The organism is Variovorax sp. YR750, from assembly GCF_900109805.1.
GTDB classification, from domain to species: domain Bacteria; phylum Pseudomonadota; class Gammaproteobacteria; order Burkholderiales; family Burkholderiaceae_C; genus Variovorax; species Variovorax gossypii.
On sequence record NZ_FOBJ01000002.1, the window covers coordinates 363,481 to 381,675 of the forward strand.

The following is an 18,195-nucleotide window of genomic DNA, read 5'->3' on the forward strand; positions in this document are numbered from 1 at the left end:
CCCTTGGCTTGCCGCGGTCACGCCCGCACGGACCCGGCGCCGTGAGAGAAGAGCTGCGGCGGCACTGGCCGCGCATCGCGATCACCCTGCTGCCGGTGCTTCTGGCGCTGGCGCACGCCACCGGCGCCTGGCGGCTCACCGCCCTCGAACGCCTTGACCAGCTGATCTACGACGTCCGCCTGCGCGCCACCATGCCGGGCACGCCCGACGCGCGCGTGGTGATCGTCGATGTCGACGACGCCAGCCTGGCGCGCCAGGGCCAGTGGCCCTGGCCGCGCGACAAGATCGCCCGCCTGACCACCGAGCTGATGACACGCCAGCAGGCGGCCGTGCTCGGCTTCGACGTCATGTTCCTCGAGCCGGACCGCAGTTCGGGCTTGGAAAGGCTGAGGCAGATCGCGAGCGGCCCGCTGAACGGCGTGCAGGGCCTGGCCGCCGAGGTCGAGCGGCTCGCCCCTTCCCTCGATCACGACGCCACGCTCGCCGCGGCGCTGGGCGGCCAACGCGTGGCGCTGGGCTACTACTTCACGCGAACCGGGACGCCGAGCGCCAAGGGGCAGCTGCCCGCGGCGCCGCTGCTGACGGAAGGCGCTTTCCCGCCGGGTGGTACCTACGCCACGGGGTGGAACGGCTTCGGCGCCAGCCTGCCGGAGCTCGCGAAGGCCGCGCCGGTGGCGGGCTTCCTGAACACGCTCGTCGGCGCGAATGCCGATGGCGTCATCCGCAGTGTGCCGCTCATTGCCCGCTACGACGGCGACAAGGCGCAGCCGGGGTACTACGAGTCGCTGGGGCTCGCGGTCTATCGACTGGCGAATGGCTCCCCGCCCGTGCAGCCGGCCTTCGCGTCGGGCGCGGGCGCCATGCCGCAGCTCGAGTCGCTGCGGGTGGGGCGGCTTCGCATTCCGGTCGACGGCACGGGCAGCATGCAGGTGCCATTTCGCGGCCCCGGCGGCTCGGATGGCGGATCGTTCCGCTATGTGCCCGCCTCCGATGTGCTCGAGGGGCGGCTCGGCCCCGGCGAGCTCAAGGGCAGGATCGTGCTCGTGGGCGCCACGGCACCAGGCTTGCAGGATCTGCGTGCCACGCCGGTCGAGGCGGCGTTCCCCGGCGTGGAGGTGCACGCCAACATCGTCTCCGCGCTGCTCGACCAGCGTCTGCTCAGCGTGCCCGACTACGCGCCCGGCTACGAAGTGCTGCTGGTCGTCGTCGCGGGGCTCCTGCTGGCCTTCGGGCTCTCGCTGCTGTCGGCGCCGCGCGCCGTGCTGCTGGCCGCGGGCGTGATCGTCGCGCTGATCGGCCTCAACGCCTGGCTGTACGTGGGCTTCAGCCTCGTGATGCCGCTGGCTTCCGCGCTGGCCATGACGGCGCTTGCCTTCGCACTCAACATGAGCTGGGGCTACTTCGTCGAATCGCGTGCGCGGCGCGGGCTGGTGCGGCTCTTCGGCACCTATGTGCCGCCCCAGCTCGTCAACGAGATGATGGCGCACCCCGACCGCTACAGCATGCGCGCCGAGAGCAAGCCGATGACCGTGATGTTCTGCGACATGCGCGACTTCACCCGCCTGTCGGAGCAGATGGCGCCGGCCGAGCTGCAGGCCTTTCTCAACACCGTCTTCAGCCGGCTCACCAACGTCATCAGCGCGCACCGCGGCACCGTCGACAAGTACATGGGCGACTGCGTCATGGCCTTCTGGGGCGCGCCCATCGACACGCCCGACCACGCCACGCTCGCCGTGCGCGCCGCGCTCGACATGGCCGATGCCGTGCGCGACATAAACCGTATCCATCGCGCCAGCGGCCGGCCCGAGATCAGCGTGGGCATCGGCATCAACAGCGGCGTGATGAGCGTGGGCGACATGGGATCGGCGGCACGCCGCAGCTACACCGTGGTCGGCGACGCGGTCAACCTCGCGTCCCGCCTCGAGGGGCTGAGCGGACACTACGGCGTGGAAGTGGTCGCCAGCGGCGCGACGCGCGAACTCGCGCACGACTTCATCTGGCAGGAACTCGACAGCGTGCGCGTCAAGGGAAAGGCACAAGCCGTTGCCGTTTTTACGCCCCTTGCCGCGCGCACGCCCGAAGCGATGGAGCAGGCTCAGCAACTGCTCGAACGCTGGAGCGAAGTGCTCGCCGCGTACCGCCGCCAGGACTGGGCCATGGGCCGAAACTTGCTCGCGCCCCTGCTCGCCGCGGATGCGAAAAAAGTCCTTTACCAGCTCTACGCCCAGCGTTTAGCCTCGATGGCGTTGCGACCGCAAGACCCGAACTGGGATGGCGCGACCCGGTTCGAGACCAAATGACGACAGACACATACAAAGGGGTCTTTCACAATGCAGGTTCGTGTGCTGGGTTGCTCGGGCGCCATCGCCAAAGACTGCCGCACCACCTCGTTTCTGGTCGACACGGATCTGCTCGTCGATGCGGGCACAGGTGTCGGAGACCTCACGCTCGATGAAATGGTCTGCATCGACGACGTGGTGCTCACGCACAGCCATCTCGATCACATCGCCGCACTCCCCCTGATGCTCGACGCTATAGGCGGCCGCCGCACGCAGCCGCTGCGCGTACACGCGCTGAGCGCCACCATCGATGCGCTGCGCACGCACGTCTTCAACAACGTCATCTGGCCGGATTTCGAGAGCATTCCCAGCCTCGAGGCGCCGTTCGTGAGCTTCCACGACATCGCGGTCGGACAACGGCTGCAGCTGGGCAGCCGCGAGCCCAAGGTGGTCGAAGTGCTGCCCGCGTTCCACACCGTGCCGGCCTGCGGATTCGCCGTGCGGAGCGCCGAGGGTGGCGCCCACTGGGTGTTCAGCGGGGACACCGAGCGAAATGCGCCCTTCTGGGAGCGGGTGAACGAACTCGACGTGGCGATGCTGGTGATCGAAACGGCATTCAGCAGCCGCGAGCAGGCGCTGGCCGAGCGCAGCCTGCACCTGTCGCCCGCCGTGCTGGCCCAGGAGCTAGCGCACATCGGGCCGGACAAGCACTACCCGATCTACATCACGCACACCAAGCCAGCCGAAACCGACGAGATCATGAGCCAGATCGAGGGGCTGGTGGAGGAGCAGGTGGCGGGGCTGGCGCAGCGGGACATCCGCTGGCTGAAAGCGGATGGCATCCTGACCTTCTGACAGCCGGTGACGCATTGGCATGACAAATTTGTCACCGTGTGTAGCGTATTCAGGCGGATTCTGTCACATCGTGTAACGCCAAAGTGGGTAGAGGTGACGTGTTCGGTCGGTGGGAGGCCTTGGGGACGGGTGGCACAGATGCTGCGGAAGGTACTTCGCTCCGGGCAGGTTCCCGGGCGTAACAACCAACCTACCTGGAGTTAGTTAATGAACCGTCGTTCCATCGCACGTTCCGTGCAAAAGGGTTTCACCCTTATCGAATTGATGATCGTTGTGGCGATCGTCGGTATCTTGGCCGCAGTTGCACTGCCTGCATACCAAGACTACACCGTTCGCGCAAGAATCACTGAAGGCTTGAATTTGGCTGAAAGCGCCAAGCAAGCAGTTGCTACTGATGGAGCTACTTCCGCAAATGATCTTGCTACTACCGTAGCTACTTGGAATGCGCAAAACGGTGGGACCAATGGCACTGGTATCAACAGCAAATATGTCTCGTCTGTTCAAATGGCAGCTTCGGGTGAAATCACCGTCACCTTCATTCCCGCCGCTGTCGGCCTGAAAACCGGTGAAACCACGCTTGTTCTCGCTCCTTATGTTCGTGCTGCTGGTGGTACCGCGTCGACGCTTGCTGCAGCACAGACTGCTGGGACCAGTGGTGTGGTTGACTGGGGTTGCGCCTCTGTTACCCAAACGACGGCAACTAATGCTGGCATGACGGGTATCACGGCCGGCACCCTGCTCGCCAAGTACGCTCCCTCTGCCTGCCGTTAATTAGTTTTCACAAGCAACTCTTAGGACCGCCATCGAGCGGTCCTTTTCATTTGAGGACCAAAATGAAAACAATTGCCTTGGGAGCGGGCAAAAGTCGCATTATTGGGTTCACCTTGATTGAGTTGATGATTGTGATTGCTGTTGTTGGCATCTTGGCTGCTGTTGCCTTGCCGATGTATCGTGATTACATAATCCGGGCGCGCGTTATTGAAGGTCTTAATCTGGTTCAGGGCGCAAAGGCAGTGCTAGCGACCGATGTTGCAACGCCTTCGCAGTTGTCATCAATGGTTGTAGAGTGGAATGCCCGAAACCAGGGCGTCGGTAACGCATCCAAATTTGTGTCCAGCGTCCAAATGTCGGAGTCGGGCGAAATTGCTGTTACGTACAACGCTTCCGCTGTAGGCCTTGAGCCAAACGCGAACATCTTGCGATTGAACCCTTTCGTGCGCTTTGGCGGGAGCGCTAGTCAACTTGCGGCAGCGCTCGCTGCCGGTGCAACTGGGTCGCTGGATTGGGCATGTGCTTCCAATCAACAGGCATTCGCAGCTAGCCGTGGCCTCGCGGCAACCCCCGGGACTTTGAGTGCGGAGTACGCACCACCTATTTGCCGATAGTGTTGACCTTGCTTCTAAATGAGTTGCCTTGAGCTTCCCTAGATGCTGAGTTGCAGTAGGCTATTCCCACCGAGATGGGAGGTTGGGGGCCTTTAGCCTAACGCCGAAAAAGACCTTCGGACGTTGTAGTGGCTCAGGAAGGCAGGTAGCTAGGCGATGCGCTTGAGGCTGCCGGTTCAGTCGCAGTCATCGGTTCACTCTAGCAAGCCAGTCTGGATGGAGTGCTAGGCCTTGCCATTGGTTTAGGGCTGATACGAAAATTTGCTCGGTGCTCGGTGCTCGGTGCTCGGTGCTCGGTGCTCGGTGCTCGGTGCTCGGTGCTCGGTGCTCGGTGCTCGGTGCTCGGTGCTCGGTGCTCGGTGCTCGGTGCGGCGTGGTGGGTCGACAGGAAGGTCACGGCCGAGTTCTTCCGCTCAATGGCGGGCATTTGCACGAAGCCGGCTTGAGCGAACTCCAACACGTGCCATGTGTATGAGCACGTCAATCGCTCGTGGCGCAATCGCCCGTCACTCCGCGATGCGCTCGAGCTTCTTGGTATGAATCGCCCCGGGTTTTCTAGACACCTCTGAGCCTCAAACCTGAGGCCCAATAGGAGGTGCCATGAGTAAGCAGAGATATCCCGAAGAATTCAAGGCCGAAGCAGTCAAGCAGATCACCGAGCGCGGCCACAAGGTGGCCGATGTGTCGGCCCGGCTGGGCGTGAGTCAGCACAGTCTTTATCAATGGATCAAGGCCCAGCGCGTGCCCGCCGGTGATCGGCAGGCGCAGGTGTCGCAGACAGACGAACTGCGGCGGCTGAAGGCCGAGCTCAAGCGTGTGACCGAGGAGCGCGACATCCTAAAAAAGGCCGCAGCGTACTTTGCCAAGCAGTCCGGGTGAAGTACGCATTCATCGAGCGCCATGAAGGCGAGCACAGCGTTCGCAGGCTGTGCAAGGTCATGGCCGTTCACCCCAGCGGCTACTACGCCTGGAAGGTCGAGCCGATGAGTTTTCGTGGCAAGGACGATCAACGTCTGCTGGGCCTTCTCAAGCACGCCTGGCTGGAGAGTGGCGGCGTCTATGGCTACCGCAAGCTGACCATGGACATGCGCGATCTGGGCGAGACATGCGGCAAGCATCGCGTGGCTCGTCTGCTCAAACTCGAGGGGCTGCGCTCCCAGACGGGCTACCGCCGACGGCCTGGGAGTCGTGGTGGCAAGCCTGCCGTAGTCGCCCCCAATCACCTGCAGCGACGCTTCATCGTCAGCGAGCCCAACCAGTCCTGGGTCACGGACATCACCTACATCCGTACCCACGAGGGCTGGCTGTACCTGAGCGTGGTGATCGACTTGTCCTCGCGCCATGTCATCGGCTGGTCCATGGGGCACCGCATCGATACCGAATTGGCCCTCAATGCTTTGTTGATGGCTTTGTGGCGGCGCCAACCCAAAGCGACGGTCACCCTGCATTCCGACCAAGGCAGCCAGTTCACCAGCCATGACTGGCAAGGTTTCCTGCGCGATCAAACCTGGTGAGCAGCATGAGCCGGCGCGGCAACTGCCATGACAACGCAGTCGCAGAGAGCTTCTTCCAATTGCTCAAGCGAGAGCGCATTCGCCGAAAGATCTATTCGACGCGCGATGAGGCCAGGGCCGATGTCTTCAACTACATCGAGATGTTCTATAACCCCAGGCGTCGCCACAACACCGCTGGCGACTTGTCGCCCGTAGAGTTCGAGCGACGCCATTTCCAACGGCTCAAGAGTGTCTAGGGAAGCCGGGGCGATTCACTAGCCAGCGGCGATGTCGATAGAGGAGCAGTCTTTGCTTCTAGGCGGAAAAGAACTGGATACAGAGCTAAGTCCCTACTTAATCTCAATTCGTGATGACCTCTCTCCACATGATCCGAGTAGGTGTAGTCGAAGACGGCACCGCCACGTCATAGACCTTGGTCTTCCCATCCGACGTGCGCACGAGGATCTTTATCGCACCATTCGGCAGTCCCTCAGGCTGCACCCGGCTCGCCAGCACATTGCCAATATAACGACTGCTCAGATTCGGTATGGACCCGCCGTTGGCGTAGTTCAGAAAATAGAGATTCGAACTTCCGCCTGGCGAGCAGGGGTCGCTGGAAGGGATGTTTGTGGTAAAGGCAAGAACGCCTTGGAACAGCACAGGACTGGTGTAGGCCCGTTCACCAACCGGAGTCGTCGCGAAGTTCAGCACCCAGCCCTTCTTGGCCGTGAGATCCAGCGGATTGCTGGTCACATTGATGTTTGTCCCTGACATCGTGGCCGTTTGCTGCACGAGTTGCGTGCGCAACGGAGTGATCGTGGGGTTCGAGGATTGGTCGTCCAGCAAGCCGTAGAACGATTGCGCCTGTGAGGCATTGGCATTGGCGCCCGTGCCGGGAATATCGGAGGCACCAAGGTATTGGCCCGTGCCGACAAAGACCATGCGCTTGTTCTTCACCACGCCCAGCTCAGGCGTGCCCGTGACCGGTTGAGGGTTGCCGCTGCTGTCGACCAACGTCGCCAGCCGCTTCACGTTCCAGTTGGCAGTCGAAGCATCCGACAGATCGAAGCGCCATACGTTGCCAAGCAGGTCGCCGCCGTAGACGTAGTCGGCTGTATCGTCCACGCCGGGGTTCACGAGGAAGGCGCTGATCTTTGCCAGCCCGCTAGGAGCAGAACTCGTGCCGACACCCGTGCTCAAGTCCTTGATCAGGTTGCCTGTCGCTGTATCGAGCACGAAGAGATGGCCTGCGCCATCGCCGCCGGTGTCAGATCCATTGTTGTAGCCCGAAGTAACCAGCGTCACCCAGCCAGCCGCCTTGGTCTTCACATTGAGCGGTGAACCGTAGGTGTAGCCGATGTTCTTCGCCACAGCGGCTGCGGTGCTGGCATTGGGAAATTCCCACATCACCTTGCTGGCCACAGTGGCATCAGAGGTTGCGGTGGGATCGGTCACATTCAAAGCGTAGTAGCCTCGACCGCCCTTGGCCAACCCTCCCGTCAAAACCGTGGCCCAGTTGGCCGCCGGCGGCGTGGGCTGGTGGGCGACAGTATTGCTGAGATCCACGTCGGTCGCGATAGGTGTACCGTCCACGTAGAAGCGATGCTGGAATAGAGACTGCTGCGTCAGACCCACTAGGGCGCTGGTTGAGGTGTAGCTGGTGGAAAGATTGGTGTCGAAGAGGCGGCCAGGTACATAGGCCCACAACTCGCTGCCCGTACCTGCGTCGAAGGCGTGAAGCATGCCGTCGTTGGCGCCCTGGTACACGATCTTTGCCCGGTTGGCCGCGGCCCCTCCCTTGAAGGCAGAGTAACCCGAGTCGGTATAGCTGGAACGTGGCGCTGGCACGTATATTGGCTCTGAGTTCACGATGTCACCCAACACGTGGGTTCGTGTCCGATACGGCTGCGCGCTGTTGCTGCCGTTGCCTTCACCCGTACGGTCGCCGCGCAGATACGCAATCACGGCCGTACTGTCGCTCGGCCCGGGAGGGCTGCTCGGTGAATTCAGTCGCGATAGTTGAGTTGCCGAAAGGCCGGTTTTCGTAAAAGGCACGCCGCTGCTGCCATTGAAGCTGGCGATGTAGCGCGAACTGGTCGCCTGTTTGTCCAGCAATGCCTGGGCCGACCACAGCGGTGTGTCCTGCAGCAGGCCAGTGGTCAGGTCGATCGAGAAGGCCTGGAGGTCTCCATACCAGGAGCCTGAGTTGAAGCTGGATGCAAAGGCCGTGTTGTCGCCCGACTTGACGTTCGGGTTGCTGACAGCCACCGAAGCCGCCGCACCGGTGCGATTGACAATGTCGTTGAGGATGGATGCCAGCGCGGTTTGCAGCTTGGCCGGATCTTTGGTGTTGAAGTATTGGCCGTGACCATTGAGTGCCGCATGCCAGAGGTCGTCAATGGCCGTGGCGCTATCCGCCTGCGGCGTCGGCCAGGTGGCTGAGCCGGTCGGCACGCTGGACAGAGTACCGGAAGCACCCAAGCCGATGGTGTAGGTCACCATGTGTTGCCAGTTGGCGGGATCGAACTTGTTCGGTGCGACCTGCTTCGAGGAAGAGCCAGTGAGGTCGGTGATCCAGTAATACATCGCCACGTCGGCGAGGCTGTTCGAGGCGCTGTTCCCGTCGTAAAACGGAGCAGGGAATTTCTGCCCTGCTACGAGTGGTACTCCGGCGATGGGATCGTTGATCGGCGCTTTGGTGTCTGGGTCTAGATAAACGTTGTCGGGCAAGGTCGGGACAGTCGTGTCCTGATTGCCTACCGATGCACTTGCACTTCCGTTCCAGTAGCCGTCCGTTGAGAGGATTGTGTAGTTGGGTGTACAGGAAAGCGGAACGGTTGTGGTTCGCGCCGTAGTGCTTGCGCCTGGCATAGTGCCGGTTCTGTAGTACCGGCCTGCCCGATCAAGCGCTGGAATCAGCGGCGTACCGCCGCTGGGGCTGATAGCGTAGACTTTGGAATACCAAGTCTGCTTTTGCGAACTACCAAAATCTGCGAGCGGGACGAAGTTCGTTGCGCTTGTATTGTTGTTCGAATTGTTGTCGTTGATGGTCGAGAAGCCGACACGAGATTTGGAGTCGAGCACTGAAAATGCCAAACCCAGTGAAGTCTTCGCAGTCTGGATGCGAGTGCGATAGTACGAGAACCAATTGGCAAAGTTCTGTATCTCCTGCGCGTAGGTGCAGGTGGTGCCCGTGCCGCAATCTGTCCGTGTTGCGGCTTTGGCATAAGTGGGCGTGGTGCTCATTATTTCCACGCGCGTGTAGTTGCTGTCCGAGTTCTGGCCGGAGGTTCCGTCTTCTGTCCCGGAACCTTTCCACACATAGTAGAAAGCATACAGCGCATATGCCGTGGAGTTCGTCTTGTTCGAAGACGCTGCGCAGGAGCTGCCAAGAGCGAAAGAGCTTGCGTTGTAACGCGGCAGCGAAGGCGGCGTTGAGGTGGCGTAGCACAGCTGAGTCAGGTCGACGGTATCTGTCTCCCCTCCTGTTGTCGGGTAAGGGTCGATCCGCGCGTTATTGATGGGGCTGTTGCCCATTGACGACGTGTAGTTGGTCGTCGTCGCTCCGCTGTTGTATTGGACGCCAGGCAAATAGGTGATTGCCGGGTTGTAGTACAGCTGATTGAAGGTAGGCGAATAGTAGGCACGCGTGTTCTTGCTGCCGCTGGTGTATTCCCGCGTCGCATCGGTCCCCGTGATGGAGCCCCAGACCATACTGCCGGAGTTGTCCAGGGTGAACAGTACATTGGGCTTCACACTGCTTTGCACGACCAGCGGCACATCCGTCAGGTCGGTGGCCGCAAATGCCGCGAAGGGCTGCGCAACCAAGGACACCACCATCACTGCGATGATGCCGCGCGTCGTATTTTTGAACTGTGGATACATGCTGAATACTCGCTGTGGATCCGGCCGAAATCAGCCGAAGGGCAATTCGATGGTCGTCTGGACAATGCTGACGGTGGAGCGCGGCCCGAGGACGCGAACGGTCACCCGGTAGTGGATCGTGGGTCGTGTCGGCGGTGGAGGTGTCAGGCTGCCGAAGACGTTGGTGGTCTGCGCATGGCTGTTGTTGTCGCTGCCCGCCGCATCTCCTCCCGCGGAGAACGGCTGGCCTGCCACGCATTTGCTGGTGAGCAGGGTCAACGGGTCCGTGGTCGAGGGAGCGATGGTGCACAGCCTGTCGATCACGTACTGCACTCGATAGAGAGACTCGTCCGTGCAGTCGATCGCGGCGCTGCCACCTGCGGTGTCGTAGCAGGGCACGCTGGCCCAGTTGTTGATCGTGCTGGGAACTCCGGCGGTGTCCACCGGCTGTATGAGGCGGAAATACGTGTTGGCGACGTCCACATCGTTCTTGGCAAGCGTGGGCAACGCATTGAAGGCACGCTCGGCACCGGTGTCGGCGGCGGCTGTGGCAGCTTCCTTGAAGGCCACGTTCCCTGAAATCACGCCGGCGGTATCGGTCGATCGCAACAGCGCGACGGCCGCCAGGGAAAGGACGAGCACCGCGATGAGTGCGATGAAGACGACAACGCCGTCTTGCCGCCGGGTGCGACGGCGGGGCCACGCGGGGAGGCATTCCCCTGTTGCACGGATAAGGGGGAAGAGAGTCATGACAGATTGGCCCAAAGAACGTTGCGAAGAGGCACCACGGTCTCGAAGGAGCGATAGCGGTAGCAGCGCCAATCCGGGTCATTGCTCAGATCGATGACCGGGCCGCTCGGCCAGCTCACGGGCGCTGCCGTCGTGATCGCGCAAGCAGTGGCGCCGTCTGGCAGTCTCTCTTTCAACGGACTGCGAACGACCACCGAGATGCGCACAGCCTTGATGCGCTTGAGGTCCGTCACGGAGGGGGTCGCCCAAGCACCCGTCGCACTGACCCAGTTGTTGACGACCTGGCTCCCTGCGTCGCTGATGCCGTAGCGAGCCTTGAAGCTGACGACGTTGTTGGCGACCTGGATCTGGGCGGTCGAGCTGAAATAGTCTTGCGACATCAGCGAGCCACCAGCGACGTAGTAGGTGCGCTGTGTGAGGGTGCCCAGATCAAAAATGCGCGGGTTCGTGTTGTAGCTGACCGGCCATCCTTGAGCGGTCATATAGCTCGCCGGCGGGTTGTAGACGGGTTGCGTCGACGAGCCCGTTCCGGGGTCGTGCGAAAGAATGACCGTGCCAGGGCTCGCTGGGTTGGGCGCTGTGCCGGTGATGCGCGTCAGTGCGCAATTTCCGACGTCGTCCGTCAGCGAGACGAAGCCCCCGATCGATGACAGCGCGACGCTGGTCGTCGGCTGCAGATTGGACGCAGGGGTGCCTGTGGGATTGGCCGTGACATTCTGCAAAAGCGCATTGCGCACATTTGCGCGCACCGAGGAGCCCCAAAGCACGGTGATGCTGTCGGAGGCGCCAGCGGCGGTGCCGCCATCGATGATTCGCACCGGAGTGCTCGGGAAGTTCGGCACAGGGCCATTGATCGTGCCGTCGCTGAAATAGGTGAAGTACCGGCTGCAGGGCATGAGGTCTGCTGTTGGAATGCCCCAGCCCGCTGCGCGAACGTCTCTCTCCATGGTCGAGAGACTGAAGATGCCGTTCTGCTGGGTGTCCGCACCGGAAGTGGTCGTGCGCTTGACGCCTTCGTAGGTCGATATCACCTGGTAGATGATGATCGTGACGACGAGGCCGACTGCCATGCCGACAAGAATTTCGACGAGGCCGAATCCTCGCTGACGATGAGTTTGCTCGAGTGACGGCATGGATCAGCCTTGAATCTGCGTCTTCAATGCGAAGTTGTGCGGGGCCGTGTCTTGCGGGCTCTTCCAGCACACTGTCACGGTGACAACGTTGTTGGGTTCCACGAGGATCTGCTGCTGGTAGTCCGCCGCACCGGGCAGGGAGCCCGGGTTGGTCGCATCCGTGAGGCCGCTGAGCCAGCTGGTGACGACCGGGTTGGCTGCCGCATTCGCGCCTGCAGTGCAGGCTGCGTTACCGGCGTTCAACGCGTAGGTCGGCACGTTGAAGCGGTCGACCCACATCTGCCCGACGATCTGGTGGGCGAAGAGGCTGGCCTTGACGCGATAGTCCGCATCGCGCACCGTGCGGATGGAGGTCGCTTGAAGACCCATGATGCCTAGGACCGCAAAGGAAAAAATGGCAATTGCGACGAGCGCTTCAATCAGCATGACGCCGCGCTCCGATCCGGGCTGCGAGCGAGTTGCTCGGCGAAGAGACTTTGGCTTCATGAACAACCTTGGGGATTGGTCGCTAGAGACAGCAAGGGATCGCAGAGCCTGACATCGCCGCCAGGTGCGAGAACGATGGCCAGCCGGCGCGCTCCGGTTGCGCCAGTGATGTCGATCTGACGCACTGTCGTCGCACTGTTCAGTCGCCCCATTCCGGTAAACAGGATCGTGGCCGGCAAGCCGGCACCGGGCGCTGCCGCGGCGCTGCTGGTCGCATTTGCAACGCCGACGCGAGCATTGGACGTGGTGGAGTTTTCTTGGCGGGTTTGCACCAGCTGACTGAATGTCGTGGGCGCTGCTGCGGTAGAGGCCCGGACCGACCAGTCAGTACCACCGGTCACGGCCGCACCGCTGGAGGTGTTGAGCAGCTGGAACTGGGTGTTCACGTTCCTGCGGATGGCTTCAGCGCGTGCGAGCTGCAAGCCATTAATCATCGATTCCGCTGCAGTGCGAATCTGTGCGTTCTGGATGTAGCTCGTGTAGCTTGGATACGCGAAGGTGAGCAATAAAGCGAACAACGCGACGGCCACGATCAGCTCAACCAGCGTGAAGCCTTTCGCTCGATTGAGCATCATCGGGCTCATTGCTTGCGCAAAACCCAGTAGGACTGGGTGCCACTGAAGTTCCAGGCGCAGCCGTTGCAGGTCGTTTGCTGGCTGTTGGTCTGATTGATGCTGTATGCAAGGCCTCTGACCAAGCTGCCGGTGTTCCCGGTGGCCGTTGCCAAGTAACTCTGGCCCGAGTTGGTGCAGGTCCAACTGAAATTTTTCGGAGCCGGCGCGGCGACGCCGCAATTGGCGCCTGTACCGTAGTTGCGGTTGTCCTGGTAGTACTGCTCCATCCGGGCGCGGAAGTCGGCCAAGACTCCCGGCGCCTCCTGCGCTTGGCCGCGCCTCAGATAGTCCGTGTAGCTCGGGTAGGCAATGGAGGCAAGGATGGCCACGATCGCGATCGTGATCAGGACTTCGATCAGGGTGAAGCCGCCAATGCCGCGCCGTGCGCTGCTGGGAGGACATTGAACTGTCTGCAATTTCATGAAAAGACACCTTTGGATCTGGCCGCGGTCGCCATGTAAACAATTGGAACCAAGAATGTCTCCAAATGTGTCTTTTCGCAAAACCGCTTGTCTGCCGTCGACCGCCACTCGTCGGTGTCTGCCTGGTCGTCACAATCGGTAGATGACGCCTCGTAACGCTGCGCCGGGGGTTGCGCCCTCCAAGGTGAAGTCTGTGGAAATCGTTCGCGCCGGGCTTCTCGCGCTGCCGTTCCTGTCCCCTCTTGTGGCCGGTCCTTCCGTCGTTGCCTGGCAGTCGCTGGTGACGGGGGCATGTATCGCCGGCTTGTTGATCTCCGTCCCCGTGGCGGGGCTCGCGAGGCCACTCCTCATGTGGTTGCTGGCCGGGGGATTGATGGTCTCCGTCTCGGCTCTTTCCCACGGCATGCCCTCGACGCTCGCGACTCTTTTTGCGATCGCAGGCGTTGGCGCCATGGCCTTCGTTGGTTCCGGCATGTCGCGAGGAGGCACGCCTGCCAGTGCGAAGCCGCTTGCAACGGGTGTGTTGGTCGCCGGGCTGGTCAGCGCGGTTATCGGCCTGCTCCAGTATTACGGCTACGCCGAATGGCTTGTCCCCTGGACAACCTCTCCCACCCTGGGCCAGGCCTACGGCAATCTCCGCCAGCGCAACCAGTTCGCCACATTGATCAGCATGGCGTGGATCGCGGTGCTATGGCTTCATGTCATGAGTCCAACGGTGCGTGCACGGCGTGGATTGATGGCGGCGGCGTTGCTGTTGCTTGTGGCTGCCGCAGCCGCGACATCGCGCACGGGACTGCTGCAGTTGCTGACCATCGTAGGCGTGGCGAGCTTCATCGCCAGGCGCGAGCGCCAAGGTTGGCGTGCCGAAGCCGGAGCGCGGGTGCAATTGCCCTCGCCGCTGCTCCTGCTGGCAACCATCCCGCTCTATTTCGTCATCGCCTGGGTGTTGCCTCAACTCGTGGGTGGACCGGGTGGGGCCGTCGAGAGCATGCTGCAACGCCTGCACACCGGCGCGCCCGAAGACCACAGCCGCCTGATCCTGTGGCGCAACGTGCTCACGCTGATCGCCCAGCACCCCTGGACCGGCTGGGGATGGGGCGAGCTCAGCTTCGCGCACTACAGCACCCAGTACGACGGCGCCCGGTTCGTCGAAATCCTCGACAACGCCCACAACCTTCCGCTGCACCTGGCGGTGGAGCTGGGCATTCCCGCCGCCGTGCTGATCTGCGGCGGCTTTCTCTGGATGGTGATTGCCGCGCGGCCCTGGCGTGAACGCGATCCGGCTCGCCTGATGGCCTGGGGCATGCTGGGCGCGATCGTGCTGCACAGCCTGCTCGAGTACCCGCTCTGGTACGGCCCGTTCCAGCTGGTGTTCGGCCTGTGCCTCGGCATGCTTTGGCCGGGCAGGGGTAGTTTTGCGATCCGACCTGCGCTGTCATCTCTGGTGGCGGGCGTCATGCTGCTGGTCGTGGGGCTCGCCGGCTGGGACTACGTGCGCGTCAGCCAGATCTATCTGCCGCCCGACGAACGGCTCTCAGCGTACAAGGAAGACACGCTCGCCAAAGTGCGGGGAACGTGGTTGTTCGCGCGTCAGGCCGAGTTCGCGGAGCTGACGCTGACCACCGTGACGCCCGCGAATGCCGCCGAGGTGCATTCGCTGGCGCAGCGTGTGATTCATTTCTCACCGGAACCGCGCGTCATCGTCAAGCTGATCGAAAGCGCCGAACTGCTCGGCCGCGAGCGCGAAGCCGAGGCGCAGGCGGAACGTTTCCACGATGCCTTTCCGCAGGAGTTCGCGCGCTGGCTGAAAGAGGCCGATCGGGATCCTGCGCGACTGGCCGCGCCGCAATAGAAGAAGACCTCGAGACGAGGCTCTGCACGCACTGCCGTCGGCGCATCGTGCGTCAGGCACCTGCCGGCGGCACCCGATTTCTCTCAGCGGCGTTGCCCGGAATACAGCGAAGGCGTCGAGCGGTCGCGTGCGGGTGACAAACGGCGATTTAGTACTTTCAAACTCATTTAGCATCGAGAGACACATATAGACACAACGTTGCGAGGGGAGGATTCCAGCCATGTACTGGAAGCGCAAGGTGTTTCATTCAGGCGGCTTCACGCTCGTCGAACTCGTCGTCGTCATCGCGATGATGGGCGTACTGCTCGCATTGGCCGTGCCGAGTTTCGTTGCGATGCAAAGGAACTCCGCAGCCGCAACGCTCGGCAACGAATTCGCCATGGCGGTCGGCTTTGCGCGCTCGGAGGCCATCGCGAAGAACAAGTGCGTCACCGTCTGTGCGCCCGAGGACATCACCGTCGCCGACCCGACCTGCGCCGACGAGGGGCGCGAATGGAGCAGCGGGTGGATCGTGTTCTCGAATCCCAAATGCGACAGCGTCGCCACCGACGACACGGCGGAGTTGCTGAAGTTCTATATCGGCAGGACGGGCGGCCCCACGCTGACCGCGCCCACCAGCAAGGTCGCGACGCTGCGGTTCGACGCGCGCGGCCGCTCGAGTCTTCCCGGGCAGCAAGCGCTGGATCTCGCTCCCGCGGGTAGCTCAGCCACCAAGCTCGTGTGCCTGGACATGATGGGGCGCGCCCGGATCGGCAACGTCGGCGCCATCAGCTGCAACGACAGCAATCAGAACTAGGTGGGAGTGCGAATGATGATGACGTATCGCGCTCGGCAATCGGGTGTGGCGCTGATCGAGGCGCTGGTTGCTCTCCTGATCTTTTCGCTCGGCTTGGTTGCCATCGCAGGCCTGATGGCCGCCGCCGTGAAGTACCAGACCGGCAATGAAGCCCGGCTGAATGTCTCGGCCGCGATCAACGACCTGTCCGAGAGGCTTCGCATCAACGCGCCCGGAGCCAATGGATATTCGGGGGTCATCGGAGGTGCGCGGGCGACCGGGACGGGCTATCAGTTGACCGAGACCTACTCGGAGCAGGTCGCCGAGGCAGTCGCGGATTCGCCGACGGATTGCGGGCAAGTCGTCTGTTCACCGGCCGAGCTGGCCGTCTTCGATCTCGCCAGCTGGAAGAACATCCTGCGCACCGCTTTTCCGGGCGGAGCGGGCTACATCACCGGGGACGTCAGGTCGGGCTTCGATGTCAGCGTCATGTGGTTCGACAAGAGCGCGGTGGATGAAAAGGGCGCCGCCGTGCAACAGGCCAGCTGCACCGGCAAGGTCAAGGATCAGCAAACGGTATCTGCACGCTTCTGCTGCCCCGAGGGAGCAGAAGCGCCGGCTGGAGTGCGTTGCTACACCGCGAGGGTTCTTCCATGAAGACGCGTGCCTGCAGGTCACGCGGCCTCACATTGGTCGAGCTGCTGGTCGCGATCGCGCTCGGGCTGCTGCTCGTCGCTGCGGCCGGCTACCTGCTCGTCTCGACGACGCGAGTTTCAAGGGCCGTCGACGCCAACGCCCAGCAGCAGGAAGCCGCCAGCGTCGTGCTGGACATCATCGGCCGCGACCTGAAGAACGCGGGCTTCTATCCGGCCAGCTTTCCTGTTTCGGTCGAATCCTCCAGGTTCCAGGGGACCTACTCGAACGTCGTCTCGACTTCGGTCGAGGCGTTCGACCAGGGAATCTTCGGATGCAGCGAAGGGCTGTTCGACGTCGCGAATGGCACCTGCCCTGCATCCAAGTCAACGGAGCCCGATTCGCTCGTCGTCAGCTACTTCTCTGCCGACAACTTCGAGGTCGAAGGCGTCGGCACGAGAAAGGACTGCCTGCGCCAGGACGTGGAGCTCGCCGAGTTCAGTGGAGCCAGGTACAACGAAGCCCGCGCCGGCTCGGGAGCCAAAGGCACTGGAACCGTCGCGCTGCCGCTCTTCATCAGCAACGTCTACGGCCTCGGGGCAAGCTACACCTACAAGCAGGATGGCCGCTCCATCTCGACGCGAAGCTTCCGCTGCGCCGGCAACGGGCCCAACACCAAACCCCATCAGCCCATCGTCTCCGGCGTCACCCAATTGAGGTTTCGCTACGGGGTTTCGGAGGCCGATACCCTCGAAGCTCCCGCACGTTTCTTCACGGCAGCGGAAGTCGGCGGTCTTCCGGTCGCCACCATCAACGGGGAGCGCAAGACCGCCTGGCAGCGCGTCGTCGCCGTGCAGGTTTGCGTCGTGACCAAGACGCTCGACGCCACCGTGAGGCAGACGTCGAGCGGCAGCTATGTGGACTGCGATGGCGCGTCCGTCGCGTTCGCCGATTCCGATCGCGCCGTCTACAAGCAGCAGACCCGCATCTTCGGCGTTCGCAACAATCTCACGAGGACATTTTGAAGACCTCGCGCCACCCGGCCGCCGAGCGTGGACTTGCCATGGTCGTCGTGCTGGCCTTCATCCTGATCCTCTCGGGCGTTGCCGCCTTCACCGTGCGGCGCGTGATGTTCGGCGAGCACGTTGCACGCAACGTGCTCGACATCGAAATCGCCAGGCAGGCGGCCGAGGCTGCCTTGCGCGATGCGGAGCGGGACATCTCCCTGACCGCCGACGTCGCAGGCGCGACCTGCGCCCGTGGCGACGATCGTCCGATCAAGTCGGCCTACAGCGAACCGAACTTCGGTACGGATTGCCCCCGCGGCCAGTGCCGTTTCGGCGAGCAAAGCCCCGCAGCCTATTACGCAGCCAGCAACTCCAAGGCCGAGACCAACCCCGAGCCTTGGTGGCCTGCGGACAAAGGGGGCGTCGGCTGGAAGGCGTCCCCGCCATCCGGTTGTTCGTTCACTGGAGCGGTGCCTCTCGGCACCTTCACCGGTACGCCAGGCGTCAAGGGCGTGTCGCGTCAACCCGAATATCTGATCGAGTACATGCAGCGCGGGGAAGACATCTATTTCAGGAATACCGCGCGTGGCTGGGGCCTCGATCCGAATACGGAGATCGTGCTGCAGAGCTATTTCAAGCGAAGCTGA

Annotated in this window: 15 protein-coding genes and 1 pseudogene; 10 read left to right on the forward strand and 6 right to left on the reverse strand. The window is 62.4% G+C overall.

All coding sequences use genetic code 11. The features are described 5' to 3' along the window. Positions 1 to 41: 41 nt before the first annotated feature. From BMY35_RS05255 to BMY35_RS05280, 5 genes and pseudogenes are all read left to right on the forward strand, one after another. Positions 42 to 2,300: a CHASE2 domain-containing protein gene (locus tag BMY35_RS05255; protein ID WP_093195945.1), complete on the forward strand. Its 2,259-nt coding sequence runs from the start codon at positions 42 to 44 to the stop codon at positions 2,298 to 2,300. A gap of 30 nt (positions 2,301 to 2,330) precedes the next feature. After that, complete coding sequence (locus BMY35_RS05260; protein ID WP_093195946.1) at positions 2,331 to 3,134, forward strand: 3',5'-cyclic-nucleotide phosphodiesterase; 804 nt, start codon at positions 2,331 to 2,333, stop codon at positions 3,132 to 3,134. Between the two features lie 207 nt (positions 3,135 to 3,341). Further along, positions 3,342 to 3,905 (forward strand): pilin, encoded by a 564-nt coding sequence (locus BMY35_RS05265; RefSeq protein WP_093195947.1) that lies wholly within the window; start codon positions 3,342 to 3,344, stop codon positions 3,903 to 3,905. Positions 3,906 to 3,967: 62 nt separating this feature from the next. After that, positions 3,968 to 4,519 (forward strand): pilin, encoded by a 552-nt coding sequence (locus BMY35_RS05270; RefSeq protein WP_093195948.1) that lies wholly within the window; start codon positions 3,968 to 3,970, stop codon positions 4,517 to 4,519. 600 nt (positions 4,520 to 5,119) lie between these two features. After that, positions 5,120 to 6,269 (forward strand): annotated as a pseudogene (locus tag BMY35_RS05280) (IS3 family transposase). A gap of 103 nt (positions 6,270 to 6,372) precedes the next feature. Here BMY35_RS05280 and BMY35_RS05285 read toward each other — a convergent pair. From BMY35_RS05285 to BMY35_RS05310, 6 genes are read right to left on the reverse strand one after another with little or no spacing between them, the layout of a single operon-like run. After that, positions 6,373 to 9,897, reverse strand: a complete 3,525-nt coding sequence (locus BMY35_RS05285) for a pilus assembly protein (protein ID WP_093195950.1) — start codon at positions 9,895 to 9,897, stop codon at positions 6,373 to 6,375. Between the two features lie 30 nt (positions 9,898 to 9,927). Next, entirely contained in the window at positions 9,928 to 10,626 is a 699-nt protein-coding gene (locus BMY35_RS05290) for a pilus assembly PilX family protein (RefSeq protein WP_143080650.1), read from the reverse strand. Next, a complete protein-coding gene (locus BMY35_RS05295; RefSeq protein ID WP_093195952.1) occupies positions 10,623 to 11,759 on the reverse strand; it encodes a PilW family protein in 1,137 nt (378 codons plus the stop codon). The genes BMY35_RS05290 and BMY35_RS05295 overlap by 4 nt, the downstream gene beginning before the upstream one ends. Positions 11,760 to 11,762: 3 nt before the next feature. Further along, a complete protein-coding gene (locus BMY35_RS05300; protein ID WP_093195953.1) occupies positions 11,763 to 12,185 on the reverse strand; it encodes a type IV pilus modification PilV family protein in 423 nt (140 codons plus the stop codon). A gap of 56 nt (positions 12,186 to 12,241) precedes the next feature. Beyond that, positions 12,242 to 12,829: a GspH/FimT family pseudopilin gene (locus BMY35_RS05305; protein WP_093195954.1), complete on the reverse strand. Its 588-nt coding sequence runs from the start codon at positions 12,827 to 12,829 to the stop codon at positions 12,242 to 12,244. Further along, positions 12,826 to 13,281, reverse strand: a complete 456-nt coding sequence (locus tag BMY35_RS05310) for a type IV pilin protein (RefSeq protein ID WP_093195955.1) — start codon at positions 13,279 to 13,281, stop codon at positions 12,826 to 12,828. The genes BMY35_RS05305 and BMY35_RS05310 overlap by 4 nt, the downstream gene beginning before the upstream one ends. 193 nt (positions 13,282 to 13,474) lie before the next feature. On the opposite strand from BMY35_RS05310, the gene BMY35_RS05315 reads away from it, so the two are divergent. From BMY35_RS05315 to BMY35_RS05335, 5 genes are all read left to right on the forward strand, one after another. After that, positions 13,475 to 15,133, forward strand: a complete 1,659-nt coding sequence (locus BMY35_RS05315; protein WP_256228242.1) for a PglL family O-oligosaccharyltransferase — start codon at positions 13,475 to 13,477, stop codon at positions 15,131 to 15,133. A 220-nt stretch (positions 15,134 to 15,353) separates the two neighbouring features. Then, positions 15,354 to 15,929: a GspH/FimT family pseudopilin gene (locus BMY35_RS05320; protein WP_093196180.1), complete on the forward strand. Its 576-nt coding sequence runs from the start codon at positions 15,354 to 15,356 to the stop codon at positions 15,927 to 15,929. Between the two features lie 12 nt (positions 15,930 to 15,941). Further along, a complete protein-coding gene (gene pilV, locus BMY35_RS05325; protein ID WP_093195957.1) occupies positions 15,942 to 16,565 on the forward strand; it encodes a type IV pilus modification protein PilV in 624 nt (207 codons plus the stop codon). Then, positions 16,562 to 17,566 (forward strand): PulJ/GspJ family protein, encoded by a 1,005-nt coding sequence (locus BMY35_RS05330; RefSeq protein WP_093196181.1) that lies wholly within the window; start codon positions 16,562 to 16,564, stop codon positions 17,564 to 17,566. Before pilV ends, BMY35_RS05330 begins: the two co-directional genes overlap by 4 nt. A gap of 38 nt (positions 17,567 to 17,604) precedes the next feature. Next, the gene (locus BMY35_RS05335) at positions 17,605 to 18,195 is read left to right on the forward strand and encodes a pilus assembly PilX family protein (protein WP_218152974.1); all 591 of its coding nucleotides are present in this window, start codon (positions 17,605 to 17,607) and stop codon (positions 18,193 to 18,195) included.